Raw genomic sequence first — 25,865 nt, 5'->3', positions numbered from 1 at the left:
CGGACGGGCTCAGCGCGCCAGCGTCAGCAGCAGGAGATCGGCAGCGGCGGCACCTGCCGCGCGGATGCGGCCCGGGCCGGCGACGTCGCGCCAGCCGAACGCGTCGCCGGCGCGACACGTCCGGCCGTCGATGTCGACGACGCCGTCGAGCACCTGCAGCCACCCGTCGCGGTCCACCTGCCCGTCGACACCGACGTCCGTTCCCGGCGCGAGCCGGGCGCGCCGCAGCGTCGCCGGCAACCGCAGCGGCAGCCCGCCCTCGCTGCCGTCCGGGGATGCCAGCACCTGCCAGCCCCCGGCGTCCGCCTCCGGCGACATGGCCGCCGCCATCGACTGCGGAGCGAGATTCACCCGCGCCGGCTGCAGCCACAGCTGCAGGACGCGCACCGGCGCATCCGACGCCGCATTGGCGATGCGCTGGTCGGCGCCATGGCCGGCGGCGAGCAGATGGCAGGAGCCCGCCGGCAGGGTCTGCGCGCCGACCACGTCGTCCTCGTGCCGCAGCGCGCCGTCGAGCACCAGGGTCAGGATTTCCATGTTGGCGCGACGCTGCGGCGGCAGGGCCACGCCCGCGGCCAGGCGATCCTCGTTGCAGACGCGCAACGCGCCGAAGCCGGTCCACTCCGGATCGAAGGCGTCGCCGAACGAGAATGCATGGCGGCTGTCGCGGCCGTCGGCGGTGGTGCGACCGCGCTGGTCGCCGGGACGCTGGAACTGCATCGTGAACCTCACAACTGCCGGGTCCGGGCCCGGTCCAAACGACACCGGCGCGCCATCGCTGGCGCGCCGGACGAAAAAACCGCACGCAAGCCGCGTGCGGTGCCGCGATGTTACTGGGCCGCAGCCGGCGCCGCCGCGTCCTCGGCGACGACCGCCTCGGTCGTGATCCGCAGCTCGACCTCGTCGCTGACGTTGGGCGCGTACGCACCGACGCCGAAGTCGCTGCGCTTGATCTGGGCCACCGCGTCGAAGCCGGCCGCGGCGCGCTTGGCCATCGGCTGCTCGGCGAACTTGTTGATCGTCACGTCCAGCACGACCGGCTTGGTGATGTCCTTGATCGTCAGGTCGCCGGTCACCTTGAGCTTGTTGCCGCCGGCGCTTTCGACCGCCGTGCTCTTGAACGTCGCGTTCGGGAACTGCGCGGCATCGAAGAAGTCGGCGCTGCGCAGATGCTCGTCGAAATCGCCGACGTGCGAGTTCAGGCCGGCCAGCGGCAGCGTGACCTCGACCGACGAGGCGGCGACGTCCTCGGCGTTGTAGACGATCCGGCCGTCGACCTGGCCGAAATGCGCGACCGGATGCGAGAAGCCGAAATGGCTCCACTGCGCGATGACGTCGGTGTGCTGCGGATCGATGACGTAGGTGCCGGAGATGCCGGTGACGGTCTCGGCGTTGTCGGCGGTGGCGCTGGTGTCGGCGGGCGCTGCGGTGGTCGGCGCGGCGACGGCGGCGGTACCGGCCGCGGTGTCGGTGGCGGGCGCGTCCTGGTCGGCGCAGGCGGCGAGCGCGAGCGCGGCGGCCAGGGGCAGCAGCAGGAACTGGGTGGTGCGCATGTTGGAATCCTCGGAAACGTGGGGCGGCGGGAAGGGAACGACGTGGTGCGGCGCCACGGGCGACGCGCGACAGGCGCGCCCGGGGGCGCTTATTCGATGCGCGCGGCCTCGTCGAACGGCAGGCGCGGCGAGCGCGGGAAGATCGTCGACGGATCGCCCGTGCCCAGGTTGACCAGGAAGTTCGACTTGATCGCGGTACCGGCGAAGAACGCGGCGTCGACCTTGGCGTTGTCGAAGCCCGACATCGCGCCGGTGTCGAGGCCCAGCGCGCGCGCGGCCAGGATCAGGTACGCGCCCTGCAGGCTGCCGTTGCGGAATGCCGGCACGTGTCGGTCCTCGCGCGGGCCGTCGAACCAGCTCTTGGCATCGGTGTGCGGGAACAGGAACGGCAGCTTCTCGTGGAAATCCTCGTCGAACCCGACGATGACGATCACCGGCGCGGACATCGTCTTCTCGTAGTTGCCTTCGCTCAGCGCGGGACCGAGCTTGGCTTTCGCCTCGGCCGACTTCACGAACACGAAACGCGCGGGCGACGAATTGGCCGAGGTCGGCGCGAACTTCAGCAGGTCGTAGAGCCGGTGCAGGGTCTCGTCGCTGATCTCGCCGCTGAACCCGTTGTAGGTGCGCGCGGTGCGGAACAGCTGGTCGAGCGCGGCATCGGACAGGACTTCGGACATCGGGGCACCTCGATCAGAATCGGCTGAACAGAGCGGCAGTGTAGAGTCCCCGGGCGCCGGCTCGCAGGGTCGTGCCGGAACGGAGGGTCACACACGTGGAACACGATCGCCCGCCGGGGCCGGCCGCGTCGCGGATCTGGGCACTCAGCGACGGCCGCGCCGGCAACGCCCGCCAGGCCGAAGCACTGGCCGCGGCATTGCAGCCGGACGCGGTCGAGGCCCTGCATCTGCAGCCGCGCGCGCCATGGCGCTGGTGCGCGCCGCGGCGGCTGCCGGGCAGCGCGCGGGCCTTCGGCCCCGCATTCGCGCGGCGTCTCGCGGAGGCGCCCGCACTGGCGATCGGTTGCGGCCGCCAGGCCGCGCTGGCGACGCGCCTCGCGGGCGCGCACGGCGCACGCACGGTGCAGATCCTGGATCCGCGGCTCGATCCGTCCCATTGGGATCTCGTCGTCGTGCCGGAGCACGACGCCCTGCGCGGCGCCAATGTCATCACCCTGCTCGGCAGCCTGCATCCGGTCGACGACGCCTGGCTGGCCGCCGGACGCGCGGCGTTCCCGGCGTTCGGGCGACTCCCCGGCCCGCGCACCGCCGTGCTGCTGGGCGGCGCGTCGCGCCACGGGCGTTTCGATGCCGGCGCGTTCGACGCCTTCGCCACGCAGCTCGACGCCCTGCGCGCGGAGACCGGCGGCAGCCTGCTGCTGGTCGCATCGCGGCGCACGCCCGACGCAATCCGCACCCGGCTGCGGGCGCGCTTTCCCGCGGACGCCGACCACGTGTGGGCCGGCGATGCCGACGGGGCCAATCCCTACGCCGGCGTACTCGGCTGGGCCGATCGCATCGTCTGCTCGCCCGACTCGGTCAACATGCTGTCGGAAGCCTGCGCGACCCGCGCACCGGTGCAGGTGTTCGCGCCGGACCGCATCGACGGCGCGCCGCGCCGCTTCGTCGACGCCCTGCTCGGCCGCGATCGCATCACGGTGCTGGGGATGTCGATCGCCACGACGACCGTCACCCCGCTGCGCGAGACCACGCGCGTCGCCGAGGCCGTGCGCACCCGGCTCCACCTGCCGCGCTGATCTCAGGCCAGGGCCAGCAGGTCGTCGAAGCGGTCGATGACCGCGAGCGCACCGCAACCGTGCAGATCGAAGCTGCGCCGGTAGCCGTACGACACCAGCACCAGCGGCGCACCCGCCGCATTCGCCGCGCCGGCATCGGTCGCGGAATCGCCAACCATCAGGCAGCGCGACACCGGCACGTGGAAATGCGCGGCCAGATGCGTCAACGGCAGCGGGTGCGGCTTGCGTTCGGCCACCGTGCCGGCGCCGACCACGGCCTCGAAACGACCGGCGATTCCCATCGCCGCGAGCAGTGGCGCGACGAAGCGCTCGGGCTTGTTGGTGCACACCGCCATGCGCACCCCGCGCGCCTGCAGCGCCTGCAAGGTCTCCGCGACGCCGGGATAGAGCTGCGGCGCGAGCAGCAGGCAATCCGCGTAATGCACCATGAAACGCGGCATGACCGCATCCGAGGTCAAGCTGCTGCCGGCATGCTGCAGCGCCTGCGTGATCAGCTGCCCGGCGCCATCGCCGATCCAGCTGCGCACCGTCGCCTCGTCGACGCGCGCGAGATCGAGCTCGGCCAGCATGCGGTTGACCGCCTCGGCGATGTCGGCCGCGCTGTCGACCAGCGTCCCGTCGAGATCGAACAGGACGACGGGCCAAGGATAGTCGGCGGCGGAAGAAGCGATGGGCATCGGGCGGCATCCGGTGAAGCGGGTCGGCATTGTGCGGCATCCGGTGTCGACGCCCTGCGCAGCGGCGGCGTGCAACAGAGCGTTGGCGGTGCGCGTATTCCGTCGACGCGGCGTGGCCTCTATCCTCGTCGACCCGGCGGACGCCCGCGTCCGCGCCGTGCAGGAATGCTCCGATGCCCGTCACCCGCCACACGTCGACCGTGTCCAACGACGCGCCCCGCCTGCTGCGCACGCTGTGCAACCACTGGCGCCACAAGTTCGAGATCCGCCGCGACAGCGACACGCACGCGTTCATCCCGTTCGCCGGCGACGCCGCAGGCGCGGACTTCAACGTTGACGGCGACTCCCTGCGCATCACCTTGCAGCAGCCGAACGCGGAAGACAGCGCGCGCTACCAGCAGGTCATCGAGAACCATCTGCAGCGGTTTGCGCGGGATGAGACGCTGGTGTTCGAGTGGACGGCAGGCTGAGGATGCCGGCTTTGGCGCTCTTTGCCTGGGCTGAGCGCCAACTTTAGCTCTTGGCTCCATCTTTTAGCTTTTAGCTTGTGGCTCCGGCTCCGGCTCCGGCTTCGGTATTTGATCTTCCGAGCCGTAAAGCGAGCCGAGCACCGGAGGCTGGCGCGGCCGAAGACGCGCCCTTGTCTGAGCGAAGCGAGTTTGGGCGCCGTGCCGCGTCAGGCGAGGAGCGCAGGGGACCGATGCGGCTTCATCGCATCGGCGAGTGTCCGGCGACAGGACTTTTTGGTTCCTTTTTGGTCCTTCAAAAAGGAACTCGCACGCGCAAGCGGGCGAAAGCCTTGCAATTGATTTCGCTCTGTTCTTTCCCTGCCGACGCGCGAGTGCAACTGACTCGCGAAGAACAGAGCTTCCGCGCTGTTCGCGCGGCTTACTTTTGTCTTGTCAAAAGTAAGCAAAACCGCCGTCGCCGGACACGAGCCGACGCGGCTGCGCCGCGCCGGTTCCCTGCGCTTCTCGAACGACAGGGCACGGCGCCCAAACTCGCTGCGCTCAGACACGGGCGCCTCTTCGGCCCTGCCGTCCTGCGATGCTCGGCTCGCTTTACGGCTCGATAAAGCCAGGAGCAGCGCAACAGCCAGAGCCAGAGCCAGAGCAAAGCGGGAGCATGGGCACGGGCACGAGAAGTTCCGAAGTCGCCAGGATTGTCCGAGAGCAGCCTCGTGCAGACACGCGTCGGACCAACACCTCAGCCGCCCCCCGACTCCCCACCAAACAGCCCCACCTGCATCGGCAACTCTTCCCGCTCGCGGAAGCCCCCGATCCCGACCCCCACCAGCCGATAGCGCGTCGATGCCGGCAACGCGACACGCTCGCGCAACGCCAGTGCGATCCGCGTCAGCTCGTCCTGCGACGACGGCGGCGCGTCCGGCGTGAAGCTGCGCGTGAGGATGCGGAACTGCGAGGTCTTGAGTTTGAGCACGACGGTGCGGCCGATGCGCTCGGTCTTGCGCGTCGCCGCCCAGGTCTTCTCCGCGAGCCGTTCGATCATCGGATCCAGCGCTTCCAGCGGCAGATCGCTTTCGAACGTGTCTTCCGAGGAGATCGACTGCACCGGCTGGTCCGGCTCGACCGCGCGCTCGTCGATGCCGCGCGCACGCTGGTACAGGCGCGCGCCGAAGGTGCCGAAGCGCAGCTCCAGTTCCTCGCGCGCGAGGCCGCGCAGGTCGCCGACGGTGGCGATGCCGAGGTCGGCCAGCTTCTTTTCCATGACCTTGCCGACGCCCGGAATCAGACCGACCTTCAAGGGCATCAGGAATGCATCGACCTGCGACGGCTTGACCACGAACACGCCATCGGGCTTGTTCCAGTCGGAGGCGATCTTGGCGAGGAACTTGTTCGGCGCGACACCCGCCGACGCCGTCAGCCGGGTCGCCTCGCGGATCTGCGCGCGGATCGTCTCCGCCGTCGCGGTCGCGCTCGGCGATGGAATCTTCGGCGTCGTCACGTCGAGATAGGCCTCGTCCAGCGACAGCGGCTGCACGAGGTCGGTGTGCTGCAGGAAAATCTCGCGCACCTGGCGCGACACCGCCTTGTAGCGCGCGAAATCCGGCGGCACGAAGACCGCGTCCGGACACAGCCGCTCCGCCGTCACCGCCGGCATCGCCGAGCGCACGCCGAACGGCCGCGCCTCGTAGGACGCCGCGCACACCACCGAGCGCGCACCGCGCCACGCGACGACGACCGGTCGTCCGCGCAGCGACGGATCGTCACGCTGCTCGACCGAGGCGTAGAACGCGTCCATATCGATGTGGAGGATCTTGCGCACCGGCGTCATTATCGCCGCCCCGGTCGCAGCGCAGGCGACACCGCCCCGCGCACGTTCATGTGCCTGCGTCAGGCGATGCACGCGCGGTGCACGACGCCACGGCGTGGCGCGTCACGCCTGCGCCGCGTCCCCGACCGACAGCCGCACGATGGCGACGGTGCCGTCGTCGGGATCGGGCGTGATCGAGAACCCGAGCTGGCGGCACATCGCCAGCATCGTCGTGTTCTCGCGCAGCACCTGGCCTTCGACGGTGTTCAGGCCCTGCCAGCGCGCGTACTCGAGCATGATCCGCATCAGGCGCCAGCCCAGGCCCGCGCCCTTGAGGTCGGAGCGCACCATGATCCCGTACTCGCCGGTGTCGTAGTTGGCGTCCGCCAGCAGCCGCACCGCGCCGAGCATCTCGCCGGTCTCGGGATCGAGTGCCGCGAGGGCGATCGAGCGCGCGTAGTCGAGCTGGGTCAGGCGCGCGATGAATTCGTGGCTGAAGTGCCGCACCGCGCTGAAGAAACGCAGCCGCAGATCCTCGGTGCTGACCTTCTCGAAGAACGTGCGGAACAGCGCCTCGTCCTCGGGCCGCACCGGGCGGACGAACGCGGTCTTGCCGCTCGCCAGCGTGATCGTGCGCTCCCATTCGGTCGGATACGGGAAGATCGCGAACCGCGGATGGCCGCGGCCCTTGTGCAGGGCCCGCGACGGCGCGATCGCGACACGCGCATCGAGTGCAATGACACCGTCGGCGTCGGCCAGCAGCGGATTGACGTCGAGTGTGCGGACCTGCGGGATATCGGCCGCCAGCTGCGCCAGTTTCACCAGCAGCAGCGCGACCGCGCGCTCGTCGGCGGCGGGCACGTCGCGGTAGGACTTGAGGATGCGCGAGACCCGGGTGCGGCCGATCAGCTCGTGGGCCAGGCGCAGGTCCAGCGGCGGCAGCGCCAGCGCCTTGTCGTCGATGACCTCGACCGCGTTGCCGCCGCGGCCGAACACGAGGACCGGGCCGAAGGTCGGATCGTCGGCGATGCCGGCGATCAGCTCGCGCGCCTTGGCGCGTGCCACCATCGGATGCACGGTCAGGCCGTCGATGCGCGCATCGGGGCGCGCCTCGCGCGTGCGGCGCAGCAGCGCCGTCGCGGCGTCGCGCACCGCCTCCGCGCTGCCGAGATTCAGGCGGATGCCGTCGACGTCGGAGCGGTGGGGAATGTCGGGGGAACTGATCTTCAGCACGACCGCCTCGCCGCGTGCGAGCAGCGGCGCGGCGGCCGCGACCGCCGCCTCGACATCGTCGGCATGCCGGGCATCGGCGATCGGAATGCCGTAGGCGGCGAACAGGGCGGCGATGTCGGCGGGTTCGAGCCAGGTGCGTCCGCGCGCCAGCGCCGCGTCGACGATGGCGCGGCCCGCGTCGGCATCGACGACGAAATCGGCAGGCAGGCTGGGCGGGGTCTCCATCAGCGCGGTCTGCGCCTCGTGGTGCCGCACCAGGTACATGAAGCCGCGCACCGCGTCGGCCTCGCTGGCGTAGGTGGGAATGCCCGCGCCGCTGAGGGTGGCGACCGCATCGGCGTCGTTGCCGAGCCAGACCGCGAACACCGGCTTGCGCGCGATCTCCCGCGGCAACGCGCGCAGGGCACCGACGACGGCCTCGGCGGTTTCGCGCGCATCCGACAGCACCGTCGGCACCTGCATCACCAGCACCGCATCGTTGTCGCGGTCGCGCATCAGCGCATCGAACGTCACCGCGTAGCGCGCGCCGTCCGCGTCGCCGAGCATGTCGACCGCGTTGCGCCGCGACCAGCCGCGCAGCAGCTCCGCGTCCAGAGTGTCCACGGTGTCCTCCGACAGCGTCGCGCGTTCGCCGCCCAGATCGACCAGGCGGTCGAGCGCGAGCATGCCGACGCCGACGCCGTTGGTCATCGCCGCGAGCCGTCGGCCCGGCAGCGAGCCCAGATGCGACAGGGTTTCGGCCGCGGCGAACAGTTCGTCGAGTGCATGCACGCGCAGCAGGCCGGCGCGGCGGAAGGCGGCGTCGTAGACGGCATCGGGACTGGCGAGCGCGGTGGTGTAGGTCGCCGCGTCCGCATGCGCGCGGGCATGGCGGCCCGGTTTGACGACGACGACCGGCTTGGCTCGTGCCGCGGCACGCGCTGCCGACAGGAACTTGCGCGCATCGCGGATCTGCTCGACGTACAGCAGGATCGCGCGGGTGTGGCGGTCGGTCGCGAAGTAGTCGAGCAGGTCGGCGAAATCGACGTCGAGCGCATCGCCGAGCGAGGCGACCGCGGAAAACCCGATGCCACGCGGACGGCTCCACTCGATCATCCCGGCCGCGACCGCGCCCGATTGCGAGATCAGCGCCAGATCGCCCGGCACCGGCGCATGCGCGGCGAAACTGGCGAAGAGTTTCGCGTGCGGGGCGATGACGCCGAGGCAGTTCGGCCCGACGATGCGCAGCCCGCGCGCGCGCGCGACCTCGGCCAGCGCGGCGTTGTGCGAGCCGGCGCCCTGGCCCATGCCGCGGGTCAGTACGATCGCCGCCTTGGCGCCCGCCTCGGCGGCCGCGGCCGCGACGCCGGCGACGTCCTCCGGCGGCACGGCCAGGATCACCAGCTCCGGCACGAAGCCCAGCATGTCGAACCGGGCGACGGTCGCGAGCCCGTCGATCGCCCCATGGCGCGTGTTGACCACCCCGACCGGACCCGCGAAGCCGCCGCCGCGCAGCTGCTGCAGCACCAGCCGGCCCAGGGAACGGGGCCGGGGGCTGGCCCCGACGATCGCGACCGACGCGGGCTGGAACACGGACTGGAGCGCGTAGGTACTCATCGGCAACGGCGAGGCGGGAGGCCGCGCCACCTTAGCGCGTGCCATGTCCGCGCTCCGCACACGCCCGCCCCCGGGCACCGGCCCCGACGCTCTCGGCGAATGCGAATCGTTTGCATTCCGATCGGGCGAAGCACAGAATTCCGCCGTCCCGCGCCTCGGCGCCCTGCCGGTTCCCTCATGTCACGCCCCCGCCACCCGCCCCAACGCCTGTCCTTCGCCCTGCTCGCCACGCTCGCCGCCGGCCCGGTGTTCGCCCAGTCCGCCACCACGCTCGACGCGATCCATGTCGTCGGCCAGCGCGCCTCGGTCGCGACCAAGACCGATACCGCGGTGACCGAGACGCCACAGGCCGTGAGCGTGGTCAGCGATGCCCAGATCGCCGCGCGCGGCGCGCTGAACCTGCAGGAGACGCTGCGCTACACCGCCGGTGTCATCGCCGAGCCCTACGGCCTCGACACGCGCGGCGACGGCTTCGGCATCCGCGGCATGACCTCGGCCCAGTACCAGGACGGCCTGCGCCAGATCTTCGGCTACGACCCGGTGCCGCGGCCCGACGTCTACACCTTCGAACGCGTCGAGATCCTGCGCGGGCCGTCGTCGACGCTGTACGGCGCCGGCGGCAGCGGCGGCGTGGTCAACGCGACCAGCAAGCGCCCGGTGTTCGGCGACGCGGCCGGCGAGATCGCCGTGCAGGCCGGCAGTCACGAGCGGCGCCAGCTGATGGTCGACGTCACCGGCTCGCTCGGCAGCGGCGAGACCTGGGCCGGACGCCTGGTCGGCCTGGTCCGCGACAGCGGCATGCAGACCGACTGGGTGTCGGACGACCGCGTGCTGCTGTCGCCGTCGCTGACCTGGCGGCCCACCGACGCGACGACGCTGACGGCGATCTACCTGCACCAGCGCGACGACAGCGCCTCCAGCCAGCAGTTCCTGCCAGTGGTCTCCACGCTGCTGGCGCCGCCCGGGCGTCGCCTGCCGTCGTCGGCCTTCCTCGGGGACCGCGATTACGACCGCCTCGACGCGCGCCAGGACGCGCTGACGCTGCTGGCCGAGCACCGGGTCAACGACCGCGTCACCGTGCGCAGCAACCTGCGCTACGCCGACATCCAGACCACGTTCCAGGAGCTCTACCCGGACGTGTATTCGAATCCGGCCAATCCCTTCCTCGATCCCGACGGCCGCATCGTCAACCGCTTCGCCTATGCGGTGAAGCCCGACATCGGCGTGCTGACCACCGACACCGCGGTCGAGACGCGCTTCGCCACCGGCCGCGTCGAGCATCGCGTGCTGGCGGGCGTGGACTGGTCGGATTTCCGCGAATCCGCGCTGACCGCCTCGGGCCTGGGGTCGCCGATCGACGTCTATGCTCCGGTGTCGACCGGCTTCGTCGCGCCCGACTACGTGCGCAAGCCCGACCAGCGCAACACCCAGCTCGGCGTCTACGTGCAGGACCAGATGCGCTGGGCCGACCGCGTGTCGGTCGTGCTCGGCGCGCGCCGGGACCGCGCGCGGTCGGAAACCGAAGGCGCACCGACGCAGTCCGACCACGCGACGACCTGGCGCGTCGGCGTGATCGCCGATGTCGCGCCCGGCTGGTCGCCATACGCGAGCTACGCCGAGTCCTTCCTGCCGACCCCGGGCCAGGACGTCTACGGCGTCGCGTTCGAACCGGTGCGCGGCGAACAGGTCGAAGTCGGCGTGAAGTGGGCGCCGACGCGCAACGCGCTGGTGACCGCGAACGTCTACCGCCTCGAAGAGACCAACCGCTCGACCAACGATCCCGAGAACCCGGTCAACATCGTCCAGGTCGGCCGGGTCGAGGCCGAAGGCGTCGAGCTGGAAGCCGCGTTCGAGGTCGCCGGCGTCGCGGTCAACGCAAACTACAGCTGGAACGATGCGCGCGTGACCGAAAGCAACTTCGCGCCGGAGCTCGACAAGCGGCTGGCCGACATCCCGCGCCAGCTGGCGTCGCTCTGGGCGACGCGCAGCTTCGACGTCGGCACCGCGGGCCGCCTGCGCGCGGGCCTCGGCGTGCGCCACGTCGGCGACACCCAGTCGCACGCCGCCGACTACAGCCTGCGCACGCCGTCGTACACGCTGGCCGATGCGATGGTCGGCTACGACACCGGCGCCTGGTCGTTCCTGCTCAACGCGACCAATCTCGCCGACCGCACCTACTACGCCCCGTGCCGGGTGTTCGGCGACTGCTTCATCGGCAACGGCCGCTACGTCGTCGCCACCGTCGGCTACCGGTTCTGAGCATGCAGCGACGCGCGCTCAAGGCCTGGTTCCTCGTCCACAAGTGGACGAGCCTGGTGTGCACCGTGTTCCTGCTGCTGCTGTGCCTGACCGGCCTGCCGCTGATCTTCGCCCACGAGATCGCGCACGCCACCGGCGCCGAGCCCGAGGTCGACGCGCCCGCGCCCGGCGCACAGCCGATGGATCTCGATGCGCTGCTGCGCATCGCGACGGCGCAGCAGCCCGGCGAACAGCCGCTGTTCCTCGGCTGGTATCCGGACGAGCCGCTGGTCTACGTCAACACCGGCCCGACCGCCGACACGCCGCCGGCCCGGATGCACACCGTGGTGATGCATGCGTACACCGGCGCGATCGCCGACGTGCCGCAGTTCAACGAAGGCGTCATGTGGCTGATCTACCGGCTGCACACCGATGTCTTCGCCGGCCTGCCGGGCACGCTGTTCCTCGGCCTGATGACGCTGCTGTTCGCGGCCGCGATCGTCTCCGGCGTGGTGCTGTATGCGCCCTTCATGCGCAAGGTGCCGTTCGGTACCGTGCGCACCGGGCGCGGCCGCCGGCTGGCCTGGCTGGACCTGCACAACATGCTGGGCATCGTCACCCTGGCCTGGGCGCTGGTCGTCGGCCTGACCGGCGCGATCAACACCCTGGCGACGCCGCTGTCGCAGCTGTGGCAGGCGAGCGCGCTGGCCGACCTGACCGACGCCATCGGCGCGCGGCCGCGGCCCACCGCACTGGGCTCGCTGGCCGACGCGGTCGCGCTCGCGCGGGCGCACGCGCCCGGCATGGCGCCGGCCTTCGTCAGCTTTCCCGGCACCGGCTACAGCGGCGACCACCATTTCGGCGTGTTCCTGCTCGGCGACACGCCACTGACCAGCCGGCTGTATTCGGCGGTGCTGGTCGACGCGGAAACCGGCGCCTTCGCCGGCATGCCACGACGTCCGGCCTACATCACCGCGCTGCTGGTGTCGCAGCCGCTGCATTTCGGCGACTACGGCGGGCTGCCGCTGAAGATCGTCTGGGCACTGCTGGACCTGCTGACGATCGTGATCCTGGTCAGCGGCCTGGTGCTGTGGAAGCGTCGCGGCTCGACCGATACCCGGCTGCGCGAGCTCGAAGCGGCGCAGGCCGCGGGGACGGGCGCATGACCGGCGCGGAGCTGCGCCGGGTCTTCGGCTGGCCGGCCCTGCTCGCGCTGGCGAGCGCGATCGGCCTCGTCAGCGCACTGGTCGGCGATGGCGTCTGGGACGTCGTGTCCTGGCTGGCGCTGGGCCTCGTGGTGCTGGTGGCCGGGGCCTGCTGGTGGCGACGCGACCGCGCGTCGCCGCGGCGACGCTGAGCCTCAGGGCGCCGGTGGTGGCGCCAGTACGAGCCTGAGACCCACGCCCGGCTCGGTGACCAGGTAGCGCGGGGAGGTCGCGTCCTCGCCGAGTTTCTGCCGCAGTTTCGCGACGAGGATCCGTACGTAGTGCGTGTCCTCGACGTGCGACTGGCCCCAGACCTCGCGCAGGATCTGCGGCTGGGTCACCACCCGGCCGGCATGGCGCGCGAGCAGCACCAGCAGGGCGTATTCCTTGCGCGTCAACGTCACCCGCGCGCCATCGAGCTGCACGTCGCGCCGCGCGAAATCGATGCGCAGGTGACCGTCGTCGAACGCGGCCGCGGTGTCGGCCGCCGGCGCCTGCGCGCGCAGCAGGGCGCGGATGCGCGCGACCAGTTCCTGCGTGCCGAAGGGCTTGGTCACGTAGTCGTTGGCGCCGGCGTCCAGCGCCGCGACCTTCTCGCCCTCGCCCGCGCGCACGCTGAGCATCAGCACCGGCACCGCCGACCAGCTGCGGATCGCGCGCAGCACCGCGTGGCCGTCGAGGCCGGGCAGGCCGATGTCGAGCACCACGAGATCGGCGCCGCGCTCGGCCAGCATCGCGAGTCCGGTTTCGCCATCGGCCGCCAGCAGCACCTCGTAGCCCTGCGCGCGCAGGCTGATGTCGAGGAAGCGGCGGATCTGCGGCTCGTCGTCGACGACGAGCACGCGGACCGGCGTGGATGCGGCGGCAGGATCAGTCGGCATCGGGCGAGTCTGACGGAGGCCGCTGCCGCGGCAGCGTGATCCGGATCAGGGTGCCGTGGCCGTCGGGCCCGCGCAGCGCTTCGACCGCGCCGCCGTGGGCGCCGATCATGCCCTGGCAGATCGTCAGGCCGAGGCCGGTCCCCTTGCGGCCGCGGTCGCCGCGTTCGACGCTGTAGAACATGTCGAAGATGCGGGCGCGCTCGTCGTCGGGGATACCGGGGCCGCGGTCGCTGATGTCGATCCGCAGCGCATCGTCGACCTCGCGTGCGACCAGTCGCACCGGCGCGCCGGGCGGCGAGAACTTCGCCGCGTTCTCCAGCACATTGAACAGCGCCTGTTCGACCAGCGCCGGATGCACCCACAGCGGCGCGAGGCGGGCGGGCACGTCGCTGTCCACCACGATCCCGGGCTGGTAGCGGCGCAGGCGCCCGACCGCCGCGCCGACCAGTTCGTCGACGCCGATCCAGTCGCGATTGAGCACCAGGCCCTCGTGACCGAGCCGGGTCATGTCGAGCAGGTTCTGGATGTAGCGATCGAGCCGTTCGCCCTCGAGCACGATGGTGTCGAGCAGGGCCCGGCGATCGGTCGCGTCCATCGTGTCGCCGTAGCCGACCAGGCTGCTGGCCGAGCCGATCATCGACGCCAGCGGCGAGCGCAGATCGTGCGACACCGACGACAGCAGCGCCGACCGGAGGCGCTCGGTTTCGTTCGAGACACGTGCGCCTTCGAGATCGGCGACCAGCCGCGTGCGCAGCGCGGCCTGGGCGATGTCGTCGGCCATCGCCTGGGCCAGCCGGTGCTGTTCCAGGCCGAGTCGCGTGCGCGACTCCGGGAAGCGCAGCGCCGCGACACCGAGCGTCTCGCTGCCCGCGCGCAGCGGCAGCAGCCACCAGCGCGACGCCGACAGCGTGTCGGTGAAGCGGCCGGCCGGCTGGCCGTGTCGCCGGGTCCAGTCGACCGCGGCCGGGTCGAGACCGTCAGGCCATTGGGCCGCTGCGTCCACGTCGCCGATGCGCAGCCATGCCTCCGCATCGAGCGCCCGCGCGAGCGCGTTGCGTCCGGCCGCCACCACTTCCCCGAGATCGGCCGCGCCCGCGAGCTGCCGCCCCAGCGCCTGCAGGCCGGTCGCGTGCGTGTTGGCCGCGCGCAATGCCAGCACCTGTTCGCGCAATCGCGCGGCGAGCCGCCCGGCGACCAGCGCCGCGGCGAGGAACAGCACGACGGTGACCACGCCGCGATGCGCGCCGATCTGGAAGGTGAAGCGGGGTTCGATGAAGAAGAAGTTGTAGCTGACGAAGCACAGCACCGCGGTGGTCATCGCCGCGGCCATGCGCGCCTGCGCGGCGACGACGACGACGGCGACGATGAACACCATCGACAGATCGTCCAGGCCGGCGACGCGTTGCGCCAGCCAGCCGAAGCCGATGGCCAGCGCGGTTGCGACCACCGGCAGGCCGATGTCGCGCGCGCCGAAGGCCGCCTCGCCGATGCGCCGGCGTCGACGCGCCTTCGCCCGCGCGTCCGGCGTGCCGATGATCACCAGCTCGTGGCGCGCGCCCTGCTGCAGCAGGCGCTGGGTCAGCGTGCGGTTGACCATGCGCGCGAACGGTCGCTCACGCGTGCGGCCCACGACGATCGTCGACGCACCGATCCGCTCGGCGTGTTCGAGCAGCGCATCGGCGATGCGGCTGCCGTGCAGCACGTCGGTCTCGGCGCCGAGGCTGCGCGCGAGTGCGAAGGCCTGGTCGAGTTCGAGCTGGCGCGGCGCATCGCTGCGACCGCCGGCATCGACGGTGACCACGCGCCACGGCGCATCGCGCCGCTCGGCGATCCGGCGGCCGGCGCGCACGAGGTAGTCGGAAGTGCCGAGGCCATCGATCGCGACCAGCACCGTGCGCCGCAGCGCGAACCCCGGCAGTCCGCGCGCCGCCTGGCTGCCCCGCAGATCGGCATCGACGCGATCGGCCGCGGTCTGCATCGCCAGTTCGCGCAGCGCGGCGAGGTTCGATGGCGAGAAGAACGCCTGCAGTGCGCGCGTCGCCTGGTCGGGCAGGTAGACCTTGCCGGCCTTGAGCCGCTCGATCAGCTCCGCCGGCGGCAGGTCGACCAGCCGGATGTCGCGCAGCCGGTCGAACAGCGCGTCCGGCACGGTTTCGGTGACGCGCACGCCGGTGATGCGGTGGACGACATCGTTGAGGCTTTCCAGGTGCTGGATGTTGACCGTGGTGCAGACGTCGATGCCGGCATCGAGCAGGTCGACGACGTCCTGCCAGCGGCGCTCGTGGCGGCTGCCGGGCACGTTGCGATGCGCGAGTTCGTCGACCAGCACCAGCGCCGGGCGACGCGCGAGCACGGCATCGACATCCAGATCGTCCAGCGTGCGGCCCTGGTAGGTGATCTGGCGCCGCGGCAGCTGTTGGAGCCCGTCGAGCAGCGCCGCGGTGTCCGCGCGTCCGTGGGTTTCCACCAGGCCGACGACGACGTCGACGCCGGTCGCGTGCAGTTCCCGTGCGCGCGACAGCATCGCGTAGGTCTTGCCGACGCCGGGCGCCGCGCCGAGGAACACCGTCAACCGCCCGCCCGCCTCGCGGCGTCGGGTGTCGGCCAGCAGGGCATCGGCCCGGGCGTCGCGGTTGTCGACCATCGGCCTATTCTGCGCCGCGCCCGCCGGCCTGCGCATCGAGCGCGAGGTTCAGCGCCAGCACATCGACACGCGGCGCGCCGAGCAGCCCGAACTGCGGGCCGGCGGTATGCGCCTCGACCAGGCGCTCGACGTCGGCGACCGCGAGACCGCGTGTCCGCGCGACGCGCGCGATCTGCACCCGTGCGGCCTCCGGGCTGATGTGCGGATCGATGCCGCTGCCCGAGCGGGTCACGAGATCACCGGGCACGTCGCGCGCTTCAATGCCCTCGCGGGCGGCGATATCGTCGACGGCCGTTGTCATCGCCGTGCGCAGGTCCGGATTCGTGCGCGCCTGGTTGCTGCCGGCGAGTGCCATCGGGTCGTACCCGGCGGCCGACGGCCGCGGCATGAAATAGCGGGCGTCGACGAACGGCTGCGCGACCAGCGCCGAGCCGACGATGCGGCCGTCGCGCTCGATCAGGCTGCCCTGCGCCTGCGCGGGGAACAGCACCCCGCCGAGCGTGGTGGCCGCCAGCGAATACAGCAGGCCGAAGCCGAGCAGGGTGACCGCGGCGAGACCGCAGGCTGCGCGCAGCAGGCCACGCGGACGTGATGTCGACAGGGAGGACGCGGGAACAGTGGACATGGACATTCCTCAGGAACCGAAGATGGCGGCAAGCGCGAGGTCGATAAGCTTGATCGCGGCGAACGGCAGCAGCACGCCGCCGAGGCCGAAGACCAGCATGTTCCGGCGCAGCAGGGCGGTCGCGCTGCCGGCGCGGAAACGCACGCCGCGCAGGGCCAGCGGAATCAGCATCGGGATCACGACCGCGTTGAAGACCAGCGCGGCGAGCACCGCGTTGGCCGGGCTCGACAACCGCATGACATCGAGCACGGCCATCTGCGGGATCGCCGCGGCGAACAGCGCCGGCAGGATCGCGAAGTACTTCGACACGTCGTTCGCCAGCGAGAACGTCGTCAGCGCACCGCGGGTGATCAGCTGCTGCTTGCCGACCTCGACGACGCGCAGCAGCTTGGCCGGGTCGGAATCGAGGTCGACCATGTTGCCGGCCTCCTTCGCCGCCTGGGTGCCGGAGTTCATCGCCAGGCCGACATCGGCCTGCGCGAGCGCGGGCGCGTCGTTGGTGCCGTCGCCGACCATCGCCACCAGCCGGCCGGCAGCCTGCTCGCTGCGGATGCGCGCGAGCTTGTCCTCGGGCCGCGCCTCGGCGATGTAGTCGTCGACGCCGGCCTCGGCCGCGATCGCCGCCGCGGTCAGCGGGTTGTCGCCGGTGATCATCACCGTGCGGATGCCCATCGCCCGCAGCTGCGCGAACTTCTCGCGGATGCCGGTCTTGACCACGTCCGACAGTTCCACGACGCCGAGCACGTGCGCGCCGTCGGCGACGACCAGCGGCGTGGCGCCGCCGCGCGCGACCTGCTCGACCCGCGCGCGCAATTCATGCGACTGCTGGCCGCCGAGCGCCACGACGTGCGCAAGGATCGCGTCGAGCGCGCCCTTGCGGATCCGCCGCGGCGCGCCCGCATTGCCGAGATCGACACCGGACATGCGCGTCTGCGCGGTGAACGCGACGAAGCGTGCGTCCGCCGGCACCTCGATTGCCTCGCCGGGCCGACGCGCCAGCGCGACGATCGACTTGCCCTCCGGCGTCGGGTCTGCCAGCGACGACAGCAGCGCTGCCTCGCGCAACGCATCGGGATCGATGCCGGCCAGTGCATGGAAGGCGGTCGCCTGCCGATCGCCGTAGGTGATGGTGCCGGTCTTGTCGAGCAGCAGCACGTCGACGTCGCCGGCCAGCTCGACCGCCTTGCCGGACTTGGCCAGCACGTTCGCCGACAGCGCGCGGTTCATGCCGGCGATGCCGATCGCCGGCAGCAGTGCGCCGATCGTCGTCGGAATCAGGCACACCAGCAGCGCGACCAGCAGCACCGGGTCCAGGCGCACGCCGACGAAGCCCGCGATCGCCGGCAGCGTCAGCACGACGACGAGGAAGGTCAGCGTCATCGTGGTCAGCAGCAGGCCGAGCGCGATCTCGTTCGGGGTCTTCTGCCGGTTGGCACCTTCGACCAGCGCGATCATGCGGTCGAGGAAGCTGTGCCCGGCTTCCACGGTCACCCGCACGACGATCGCATCCGACAGCACCTTGGTGCCGCCGATCACGCCGGAGCGGTCGGTGCCGGCCTCGCGCAGCACCGGCGCGGACTCGCCGGTGACGGCGGCCTCGTTGATCGTGGCGACGCCGCGCAGGATCTCGCCGTCGGCGGGGATCAGTTCGCCAGCCGACACGGCCACGAGGTCGCCCGGCTTCAGTTCCGCAGCGGGCACCTGCGTTTCCGCGGCGCCCTCGGCCTCGCCGGCCAGGCGACGCGCGACGAGGTCCTGGCGCGCACGCCGCAGCGATGCGGCCTGGCCGCGACCGCGGGCCTCGGCCATGGCCTCGGCGAAGTTCGCGAACAGCACGGTCAGCGCGAGGACCGCGGTGATGCTGCCGCCCAGGGCAGGTGCGGCATGGCCGAGGACGGTCAGGGCGCCGGTCAGCACGGTCCCCAGCCAGACCACGGCCATCACCGGGTTGCGCAGCGCGTGGCGCGGCGACAGCTTGCGGCACGCGTCGACCGAGGCGCTGCGCAGGATGGCCGCGTCGAACAGGCGGGGATTGGTGCCGCGCGTCGGCGCGGCGGTTTCAGTGAGAGGAGGCATCGGGATCATCCGGCGATGGCGGCCAGCGCGAGGTGGTCGGCCACGGGGCCGAGGACCAGGACCGGCATGAACTGGAGAAGGGTGAGGATCACGACGATGGCGATGAGCGTCAGCGCGAACGTCGGTGTCTCGATCCGCAGCGTGCCCGCGCTGTCCGGCGCGGCGCGCTTGGCACCGAGCATCGCGGCGATCGCCAGCGGCAGCAGCAGCGCGGGGTAGCGGCCGAGTGCGAGCACGGCGCTCGTCGACAGGTTCCACCATCGCGTCGCGTCGCCCAGGCCCTCGAAGCCGGAGCCGTTGTTGGCGAAGGCCGACACGTATTCGTAGAACACCTGGCTGATGCCGTGGAAGCCGGGATTGCTGTTGCCGGTCCACGCCGGCACCGCCAGCGTCAGCGCGGTGAGGCCCAGCAGCACCACCGGCTGCAGCAGCACCAGCGCGGCGAGCAGCCGCACCTCGGGCGCCTCGATCTTGCGGCCGAACAGTTCCGGCGTGCGTCCGGTCATCAGTCCGGCGACGAAGACCGCCAGCAGCAGATAGACCAGGAACTGCTGCAGTCCGCAGCCGATGCCGCCCCAGATCGCATTGATCAGCATGTTCGACAGCGTGACGAGGCCGGTCAGCGGCGCCATCGAGTCGTGCATCGCATTGACCGAGCCGTTCGAGGTCTGCGTGGTCAGCGCCGCCCACAGCGCGGAAGGCGCGGCGCCGTTGCGGACTTCCTTGCCTTCCATCAGCGCGACGTCGGTGGACGTCGGCGACGCCGACTCCGACCACACCGCCAGACCCGCGGATGCGAGCGACATCGCCAGCATCGTGCCGAGCACCAGCGGCGTCAGTCGCCGACGCGCGGTGAACGGCCCGATCATGCAGGCGACCGCGACCGGCAGCAGGATCAGCGCCAGCGTCTCCAGCCAGTTGGAGAACGGCGTCGGATTCTCCAGCGGCACGCTGCTGTTGGGGCCGTACCAGCCGCCACCGTTGGTGCCGAGCTGCTTGACCGCAACCATCGCCGCGACCGGACCCAACGGGATCTTCTGCGTCTCCATGCCGGCGCTGGCATCGACCGGCGTCGCCTCGGGCCCGCCCGATAGCGTCGCCGGCACGCCCTGACCGGTCAGCAGCACGCTCCACAGCACGGCGAGCGGCAGCAGCACGCGCACCGACGGCCGCACGACATCGGCCCAGTAGTTGCCGACGTCGGCCACGCCGCCGCGCGCGACGCCGTGTTCGTCGCGATTGCGCCCGCCGAAGAACGCGCGCAGCGTCGCCGCGACCAGCGCGAGGCCCATCATCGGTGTGACCACCTGGAGGCCGACGATGCCGGCCATGTGCGCGAGATACGACAGCTGCGCCTGGCCGGAATAGTGCTGCTGGTTGGTGTTGGTCAGGAACGACACCGCCGTGTGCAGCGCGAGGTCCCACGACATGTTCGGCGCTGCGTTGGGATTCAGCGGCAGCCAGGCCTGGGTCATCAGCAGGGCCCAGACCAGCGCGCCGAGCACCGCGTTGCTGGCGATGAACGCCAGCGCGTAGTGTTTCCAGTCCATGCCGCGTGCGGGGTCGACGCCGAGCAGGCGATAGATCGGACGTTCGATCAGCCCGAACAACCGGTCGCCCGGCAGGGCGCCGCCGCGCATCACGGCGGCGAGATAGCGGCCCAGCGGCCAGCCGAGCGCGAGCGCAAGGCCGAGGACGGTGATGAATTCGATCATGGCGGTGATCCGTCAGCGGGAAGGAAGAAGCGCCGCGGCGCTCAGAACGAGGCCTGCAGCGCGGCTTCGATGCGCGAGCCGGCAAGGCCTGGGAACCCGCGCTCGGCGCTCGAACCGGTGTCGTGCAGGGTGACACGCAGTTCGACCGGCGTTGCGAACGCCCACACCGCGCCCAGCTGCGCGTGCGTGTAGTCGTCGTAGCCGCTGTCGCGCGCCAGCCAGTAATGCCCCGCCGCGGCTTCGATGCGGACCGTGTCCGTCAGCGGCCAGCGCGCGCCGAGCTGGGCGTAGGTGCCGGCGGTGTCGCTGGCGAGCGCGTCGCGCGAATGCCCGACCTGCAGCCAGTAGCGTTCGTGCAAGGTCACCGTGGCGTTGGCTTCGGTCCAGTCGAGATCGACGGTGGTCGACGGATAGACGTAGTGGGTCAGATTGACGTCGAGCGCCCACGCGTCCGACAGCGCGCCCGCCCAGCCGGCGACGAGATCGAACTCGCTGGAAGCGCGGGTCTCCGGCGCGAATTCGACGCTCGATCCCCAGACCTGGGCATAGACGCCCGAGGCGCCGGCGACCTTGACGCCGGCCTGCACAGCGGGATCTTCGTTGCTCTGCGACGTGCCGCGCCAGACGTAATCGCTGGTGAGTGCGGCGGTGCCCGAGACGTCGGCGGCGGCCGCCGGCAGGGCGACGCTCCCGAGCAGCAGGGCGACCAGAACGGGCGCGCCGGGCAGGCGCGCCGAAGGAAGGAACGGGACACGGGACATGGCAAGGATCCGCGACGGCGACCTGCCGTCGATGCCGCGCAGTGTCGATCCGCGCCCCGTAAAGTCTCCATGCCGCGCACGTGCCGTGCGCGCAAATTCCGCGTAAAGAACGCGCGCCGGGCGTCAGCCGCCGCGGCGCGCGAGGCGCCTCATTCCACCGTCACCGACTTGGCGAGGTTGCGCGGCTTGTCGACGTCGGTGCCGCGCGCGAGCGCGGTGTGGTACGCGAGCAGCTGCACCGGAATGGTGTGCACGATCGGGCTCAGCACGCCGACGTGGCGTGGGGTGCGGATCACGTGCACGCCCTCGGATGCCTCGAAGTTGCTGTCGGCGTCGGTGAACACGAACAGTTCGCCGCCGCGCGCGCGCACTTCCTGCATGTTGGACTTCACCTTCTCCAGCAGCCCGTCCTTCGGCGCGATGACCACCACCGGCATGTCGGCATCCACCAGCGCGAGCGGGCCGTGCTTGAGCTCGCCGGCGGGATAGGCCTCGGCGTGGATGTAGGAGATTTCCTTGAGCTTGAGCGCGCCCTCCAGTGCGATCGGGTAATGCACGCCGCGGCCCAGGAACAGTGCGTGGTGCTTCGGTGTGAACTTCTCGGCCCACATGGCGATCTGCGGTTCGAGGTTCAACGCGTGCTGCACGCTGCCCGGCAGATGGCGCAGCGCCTCGATGTACTCCGCCTCCTGCTCCGGTGCGAGCCGGCCGTTGCGCTTGGCCAGGGTCGCGGCCAGCGCGAACAGGCCGACGAGCTGGGTGGTGAAGGCCTTGGTCGACGCGACGCCGATCTCGGCGCCGGCGCGGGTGTAGAACACCAGCCGGCTGGCGCGCGGAATCGCGCTCTCGGGCACGTTGCAGATCGACAATGTCTTGTCGTGGCCGAGCGACTTCGCGTACTTCAGCGCTTCCATCGTGTCGAGGGTTTCGCCCGACTGCGAGATCGTGACGACGAGGTGCTTCGGGTTCGCGACCGCCTTGCGATAGCGGTACTCGCTGGCGATCTCGACCGTGCACGGCAACCCGCTGATCGCTTCGATCCAGTAGCGCGCGACGGAGCCGGAATAGAAGCTGGTGCCGCAGGCGAGGATCTGCACGCCCTCGACGCCGTCGAACACCGCGTCGGCGTCCGCGCCGAACAGCGTCGACTCGAACGCGGCCGCATCGATGATCGCTTCGATGGTGTCGGCCAGCGCGCGCGGCTGCTCGTGGATTTCCTTCTGCATGAAGTGGCGGTAGGGACCGAGTTCCAGCGACGCCAGCGAGACGTCGGACAGGTGCACGTCGCGCGTGATCGGCTGGCCGTCCTCGCCGAAGACCTGCACCGATTCGCGCGTGAGCACGGCGGTGTCGCCTTCCTCGAGGAAGATCACCCGCCGCGTCGCCTGCAGGATCGCCGAAACATCGGAGGCGACGAAGTTCTCGCCCTCGCCCAGGCCGACCAGCAACGGGCAGCCCATGCGCGCGACGACCATGCGGTCGGGCTCGCGGCGGTCGATGACCGCGAGCGCGTATGCGCCTTCGAGCTCCGCGGCCGCCGCCTGCAGCGCGGCGAGCAGATCCAGTTCCTGCCCCTGGTGGTGGTGGATCAGGTGCGCGATGACCTCGGTGTCGGTCTGCGACTCGAAGACGTAGCCGAGTGCCGTGAGCCGCTCACGCTGCGCCTCGTGGTTCTCGATGATGCCGTTGTGCACCAGCGCCAGCGTGTCGTGGCTGATGTGCGGATGGGCATTGTCCTCGGTCACGCCGCCATGCGTCGCCCAGCGCGTGTGACCGATGCCGAGCGGGGCCTGGAATCCTTCGTCCGTCGCCGCGGCTTCCATTTCGGACACCCGCCCCGTGCGCCGGACCCGGCGCATCGCGCCGTCGACGGCGACCGCGATGCCCGCCGAGTCGTAGCCGCGATATTCCAGCCGCTTCAGCCCCTCGATCAGGACCGGCACCACGTCCCGTCCCGCGATCGCACCGACGATTCCACACATGCCGCCATCTCCATTGCGTTCAGCCCGCCATTCTAGCGGCCACGCGCCATGCCCCGATCCGCAATCGCGCCCGACGTTCAGCCGTCGCCGGCACTCAAGGCCGGCGACCGACGGTCTTGCCACGGATGCCAGGAACAGGATCCCTGAAGCGACTGGTGGATCGCGCGCATCCATTCGTCGATCCAGCGCGCCTGCGGATCGGTCGCTCTGTGGCGTGCGCGGACGCGCCGACGCGTCCGCGCGGACGTCCGCCCGCCACGCGGACACCGTCGACCCGCTACTTGCGCCTTGTAGATCAATGCCTTGCGATTGGCACGCTCCGTGCGTTGTGTTCCCCGACCTTCCATCGCACGCACTCATGGCATCCGACTCGCCCGATTCCCCCCTCCGCCGCCCCGCCGGCATCCGCGAACCCGTCGCGCAGGACACGCGGCGTGTCGACGCCCGGCCGGGCCGGTCGCGCCGGACGCGCTGGCTGCTCGGCGGGGGTCTCGGCCTCGTGCTGCTGCTCGCCGCCGGCTGGGTCGTCTCCGGCTGGGCCGGCGGCGGCCGTTCGGTGGATGCGGCGCGGCTGCGCTTCGCCGAGGTCACCCGCGGCGATCTGGTGCGCGACATCGCGGCCGAGGGCCGGGTCATCGCCGCGAACAGCCCGACGCTCTACGCGATCTCCGCCGGCACGGTGACCCTCAAGGTGGTCGCCGGCGACCAGGTGACGCGCGGCCAGGCGCTGGCCGAGATCGACAGTCCCGAACTGCGCAGCAAGCTGGCGCAGGAGGAGACCACGCTCGCGAGCCTGGAAGCCGAGGCCGGCCGCGCCGCGCTCGACGCGCAGCTCAGCAGCGCCGCGGCGCGCAAGGAACTCGACCAGGCCGAGATCGACCGCACTGCGGCCGAGCGCGACCTGCAGCGCTACCAGCGCGCCTTCGAGGGCGGCGCGGTGGCGCAGGTCGATCTGGCCAAGGCGCAGGACACGTTGCAGAAGACCGAGATCGGCGTCGCCTCGGCGCGCCAGGACGTCAGCCTGCAGGGCCGCGGCGCCGGGCTCGACACGCGCAACAAGCAGCTGCTCGCCGACCGCCAGCGCGCGGTCGTCGTCGAGATGCGGCGCCAGGTCGACCTGCTGACGCTGCGCGCCCCGTTCGACGGTCAGGTCGGCCAGGTGCAGGCGATCCAGAGCAGCAACGTCGCGGCGAACGCGCCGGTGCTGTCGGTCGTCGACCTGTCGGTGTTCGAGGTCGAGATCAAGGTGCCCGAGAGCTTCGCGCGCGATCTCGCGATCGGCATGCCGGCCCAGATCGGCAGCGCCGGCACCCAGTTTCCCGCGCAGGTGTCGGCGGTGTCGCCCGAGGTCGTCGCCGGCGAAGTCGTCGCCCGGCTGCGCTTCGACGATGGCCATCAGCCGCCCGGCCTGCGCCAGAACCAGCGGCTGTCGGCGCGGATCGTCCTCGATACCCGCGACGACGTGCTGATGGTCGCGCGCGGCCCGTTCCTCGACCAGGACGGCGGCCGCGCGGCCTACGTCCTCGACGGCAACACGGCGGTGCGCCGGCCGATCCAGGCCGGTGCGAGCAGCCTGTCGTCGGTCGAGATCCTCTCGGGCCTGCAGCCGGGCGAGCGTGTCGTCGTCGCCGGCAGCGACCTGTTCGACAACGCGGAGCGGATCCGCATTTCAGGACTCTGACCATGAAGACGCCCCTCGACAGCCCGTTCCCCACGCCGTGGACCGCCGACGAACTCGCCGACGCCGTACCGCGTCCGCTGTCGTCGCTGTTCGCTGTCGATTTCACGACTGCGGTCCCCGCGCCCCACGTCCCCGCCGCCGTCGCGCTCGCGCGGCGCTACGCGGTCCGCAGCGACATGCCGGGCGTGTTCCAGGTCCGCTGACCGAGACCCGCACGCCTCTTCCCACTTCCGATTCCAGGACATTCCCATGCTCGACATGCGCCAGGTCGCCAAGGTCTACCGCACCGAACTCGTCGAAACCCATGCGCTGCGTGCGCTCGACCTGCACGTGCGCGAGGGCGAGTTCGTCGCCGTCACCGGTCCGTCCGGTTCCGGCAAGACGACCTTCCTCAACATCGCCGGCCTGCTGGAGACCTTCACCGGCGGCGAGTACCTGCTCGACGGCGTCGAGGTCCGCGGCCTGGACGACAACGCGCGCTCGAAGCTGCGCAACGAGAAGATCGGCTTCATCTTCCAGGGCTTCAACCTGATCCCGGACCTCAACCTGTTCGACAACGTCGACGTGCCGCTGCGCTACCGCGGCATGCCGGCCAACGAACGCAAGCTGCGGATCGAGGATTCGCTTGGCATGGTCGGTCTCGCCTCACGCATGAAGCACTTTCCGGCCGAGTTGTCGGGCGGCCAGCAGCAGCGCGTGGCGATCGCCCGCGCGCTCGCCGGCAGCCCGCGCCTGCTGCTGGCCGACGAGCCGACCGGCAACCTCGATTCGCAGATGGCGCGCAGCGTGCTCGAGCTGCTCGAGGACATCAACCAGCAGGGCACGACGATCGTCATGGTCACCCACGATCCGGAACTCGCCGCGCGCGCGCAGCGCAACGTCCACATCGTCGACGGCATGGCGACCGACGTGGAACGCGCGCCGTCGCTGCGCGCCCCCGTCGCCACGCCCGAAACGGTCTGAGGAGACGC

Annotated in this window: 22 protein-coding genes; 8 read left to right on the top strand and 14 right to left on the bottom strand. The window is 71.2% G+C overall.

The genetic code is table 11. The annotated features are described in order from the left end of the window. Nucleotides 1-9: 9 nt before the first annotated feature. The 3 genes from CJ022_RS09160 to CJ022_RS09150 form a co-directional block, all read right to left on the bottom strand. Nucleotides 10-720, bottom strand: a complete 711-nt coding sequence (locus CJ022_RS09160; RefSeq protein WP_101926343.1) for a pirin family protein — start codon at nucleotides 718-720, stop codon at nucleotides 10-12. 110 nt (nucleotides 721-830) lie between these two features. After that, entirely contained in the window at nucleotides 831-1,553 is a 723-nt protein-coding gene (locus tag CJ022_RS09155) for a YceI family protein (RefSeq protein ID WP_101926342.1), read from the bottom strand. 89 nt (nucleotides 1,554-1,642) lie between these two features. Next, a complete protein-coding gene (locus CJ022_RS09150; RefSeq protein WP_101926341.1) occupies nucleotides 1,643-2,230 on the bottom strand; it encodes a malonic semialdehyde reductase in 588 nt (195 codons plus the stop codon). A 95-nt stretch (nucleotides 2,231-2,325) separates the two neighbouring features. On the opposite strand from CJ022_RS09150, the gene CJ022_RS09145 reads away from it, so the two are divergent. After that, complete coding sequence (locus tag CJ022_RS09145) at nucleotides 2,326-3,306, top strand: mitochondrial fission ELM1 family protein (protein ID WP_233198665.1); 981 nt, start codon at nucleotides 2,326-2,328, stop codon at nucleotides 3,304-3,306. A 2-nt stretch (nucleotides 3,307-3,308) separates the two neighbouring features. Here the strand turns inward: CJ022_RS09145 and gph are convergent, their stop codons facing one another. Then, nucleotides 3,309-3,983 (bottom strand): phosphoglycolate phosphatase, encoded by a 675-nt coding sequence (gph, locus tag CJ022_RS09140; protein WP_101926340.1) that lies wholly within the window; start codon nucleotides 3,981-3,983, stop codon nucleotides 3,309-3,311. Nucleotides 3,984-4,156: 173 nt separating this feature from the next. On the opposite strand from gph, the gene CJ022_RS09135 reads away from it, so the two are divergent. After that, nucleotides 4,157-4,453 carry a DUF2218 domain-containing protein gene (locus CJ022_RS09135; RefSeq protein WP_101926339.1) on the top strand — a complete coding sequence of 99 codons (297 nt, stop codon included), beginning with the start codon at nucleotides 4,157-4,159 and terminating at the stop codon, nucleotides 4,451-4,453. A 206-nt stretch (nucleotides 4,454-4,659) separates the two neighbouring features. Here CJ022_RS09135 and CJ022_RS17070 read toward each other — a convergent pair whose 3' ends face one another. The 3 genes from CJ022_RS17070 to CJ022_RS09115 all read right to left on the bottom strand — a co-directional run bounded on the left by CJ022_RS17070 (nucleotide 4,660) and on the right by CJ022_RS09115 (nucleotide 9,086). Then, nucleotides 4,660-5,001 carry a hypothetical protein gene (locus CJ022_RS17070; RefSeq protein ID WP_158238383.1) on the bottom strand — a complete coding sequence of 114 codons (342 nt, stop codon included), beginning with the start codon at nucleotides 4,999-5,001 and terminating at the stop codon, nucleotides 4,660-4,662. 188 nt (nucleotides 5,002-5,189) lie between these two features. Further along, nucleotides 5,190-6,269, bottom strand: coding sequence for a DNA polymerase IV (gene dinB / locus CJ022_RS09120; RefSeq protein WP_101926412.1), 1,080 nt, complete (start codon nucleotides 6,267-6,269; stop codon nucleotides 5,190-5,192). A 111-nt stretch (nucleotides 6,270-6,380) separates the two neighbouring features. Further along, nucleotides 6,381-9,086, bottom strand: coding sequence for a bifunctional acetate--CoA ligase family protein/GNAT family N-acetyltransferase (locus CJ022_RS09115; protein ID WP_101926337.1), 2,706 nt, complete (start codon nucleotides 9,084-9,086; stop codon nucleotides 6,381-6,383). 177 nt (nucleotides 9,087-9,263) lie between these two features. Here CJ022_RS09115 and CJ022_RS09110 point away from each other — a divergent pair, with 177 nt between their 5' ends. Genes CJ022_RS09110 through CJ022_RS09100 form a run of 3 tightly spaced genes read left to right on the top strand, consistent with a single transcriptional unit; the run spans nucleotide 9,264 to nucleotide 12,681 of the window. After that, nucleotides 9,264-11,345, top strand: coding sequence for a TonB-dependent siderophore receptor (locus CJ022_RS09110; RefSeq protein WP_158238382.1), 2,082 nt, complete (start codon nucleotides 9,264-9,266; stop codon nucleotides 11,343-11,345). Nucleotides 11,346-11,347: 2 nt separating this feature from the next. After that, nucleotides 11,348-12,490, top strand: coding sequence for a PepSY-associated TM helix domain-containing protein (locus tag CJ022_RS09105; protein WP_101926335.1), 1,143 nt, complete (start codon nucleotides 11,348-11,350; stop codon nucleotides 12,488-12,490). Next, entirely contained in the window at nucleotides 12,487-12,681 is a 195-nt protein-coding gene (locus CJ022_RS09100; RefSeq protein WP_101926334.1) for a hypothetical protein, read from the top strand. Before CJ022_RS09105 ends, CJ022_RS09100 begins: the two co-directional genes overlap by 4 nt. 3 nt (nucleotides 12,682-12,684) lie before the next feature. Here CJ022_RS09100 and CJ022_RS09095 read toward each other — a convergent pair whose 3' ends face one another. The 7 genes from CJ022_RS09095 to glmS all read right to left on the bottom strand — a co-directional run bounded on the left by CJ022_RS09095 (nucleotide 12,685) and on the right by glmS (nucleotide 23,213). After that, nucleotides 12,685-13,410, bottom strand: coding sequence for a response regulator transcription factor (locus tag CJ022_RS09095; RefSeq protein WP_101926333.1), 726 nt, complete (start codon nucleotides 13,408-13,410; stop codon nucleotides 12,685-12,687). After that, nucleotides 13,400-16,054, bottom strand: coding sequence for a sensor histidine kinase (locus tag CJ022_RS09090; RefSeq protein ID WP_101926332.1), 2,655 nt, complete (start codon nucleotides 16,052-16,054; stop codon nucleotides 13,400-13,402). The genes CJ022_RS09095 and CJ022_RS09090 overlap by 11 nt, the downstream gene beginning before the upstream one ends. 4 nt (nucleotides 16,055-16,058) lie before the next feature. After that, a complete protein-coding gene (gene kdpC, locus CJ022_RS09085; protein ID WP_101926411.1) occupies nucleotides 16,059-16,679 on the bottom strand; it encodes a potassium-transporting ATPase subunit KdpC in 621 nt (206 codons plus the stop codon). A gap of 9 nt (nucleotides 16,680-16,688) precedes the next feature. Then, the gene (gene kdpB, locus CJ022_RS09080) at nucleotides 16,689-18,755 is read right to left on the bottom strand and encodes a potassium-transporting ATPase subunit KdpB (RefSeq protein ID WP_101926410.1); all 2,067 of its coding nucleotides are present in this window, start codon (nucleotides 18,753-18,755) and stop codon (nucleotides 16,689-16,691) included. A gap of 5 nt (nucleotides 18,756-18,760) precedes the next feature. After that, nucleotides 18,761-20,470: a potassium-transporting ATPase subunit KdpA gene (gene kdpA, locus CJ022_RS09075; protein WP_101926331.1), complete on the bottom strand. Its 1,710-nt coding sequence runs from the start codon at nucleotides 20,468-20,470 to the stop codon at nucleotides 18,761-18,763. A 41-nt stretch (nucleotides 20,471-20,511) separates the two neighbouring features. Continuing rightward, the gene (locus tag CJ022_RS09070) at nucleotides 20,512-21,231 is read right to left on the bottom strand and encodes a TorF family putative porin (protein ID WP_101926330.1); all 720 of its coding nucleotides are present in this window, start codon (nucleotides 21,229-21,231) and stop codon (nucleotides 20,512-20,514) included. Nucleotides 21,232-21,380: 149 nt separating this feature from the next. After that, nucleotides 21,381-23,213, bottom strand: a complete 1,833-nt coding sequence (gene glmS / locus CJ022_RS09065) for a glutamine--fructose-6-phosphate transaminase (isomerizing) (RefSeq protein WP_101926329.1) — start codon at nucleotides 23,211-23,213, stop codon at nucleotides 21,381-21,383. A gap of 358 nt (nucleotides 23,214-23,571) precedes the next feature. Here glmS and CJ022_RS09060 point away from each other — a divergent pair, with 358 nt between their 5' ends. From CJ022_RS09060 to CJ022_RS09050, 3 genes are read left to right on the top strand one after another with little or no spacing between them, the layout of a single operon-like run. Further along, the gene (locus CJ022_RS09060; protein WP_101926328.1) at nucleotides 23,572-24,894 is read left to right on the top strand and encodes an efflux RND transporter periplasmic adaptor subunit; all 1,323 of its coding nucleotides are present in this window, start codon (nucleotides 23,572-23,574) and stop codon (nucleotides 24,892-24,894) included. Between the two features lie 2 nt (nucleotides 24,895-24,896). Beyond that, nucleotides 24,897-25,097, top strand: coding sequence for a hypothetical protein (locus CJ022_RS09055; protein ID WP_101926327.1), 201 nt, complete (start codon nucleotides 24,897-24,899; stop codon nucleotides 25,095-25,097). 46 nt (nucleotides 25,098-25,143) lie between these two features. Then, a complete protein-coding gene (locus CJ022_RS09050) occupies nucleotides 25,144-25,857 on the top strand; it encodes an ABC transporter ATP-binding protein (RefSeq protein ID WP_101926326.1) in 714 nt (237 codons plus the stop codon). Nucleotides 25,858-25,865 lie beyond the last annotated feature (8 nt).

The sequence above is a fragment of the Luteimonas rhizosphaerae genome, assembly GCF_002849595.1.
In the GTDB taxonomy this organism is placed as follows: domain Bacteria; phylum Pseudomonadota; class Gammaproteobacteria; order Xanthomonadales; family Xanthomonadaceae; genus Luteimonas; species Luteimonas cellulosilyticus.
This window is presented reverse-complemented; position numbering and strand designations above follow the sequence as displayed.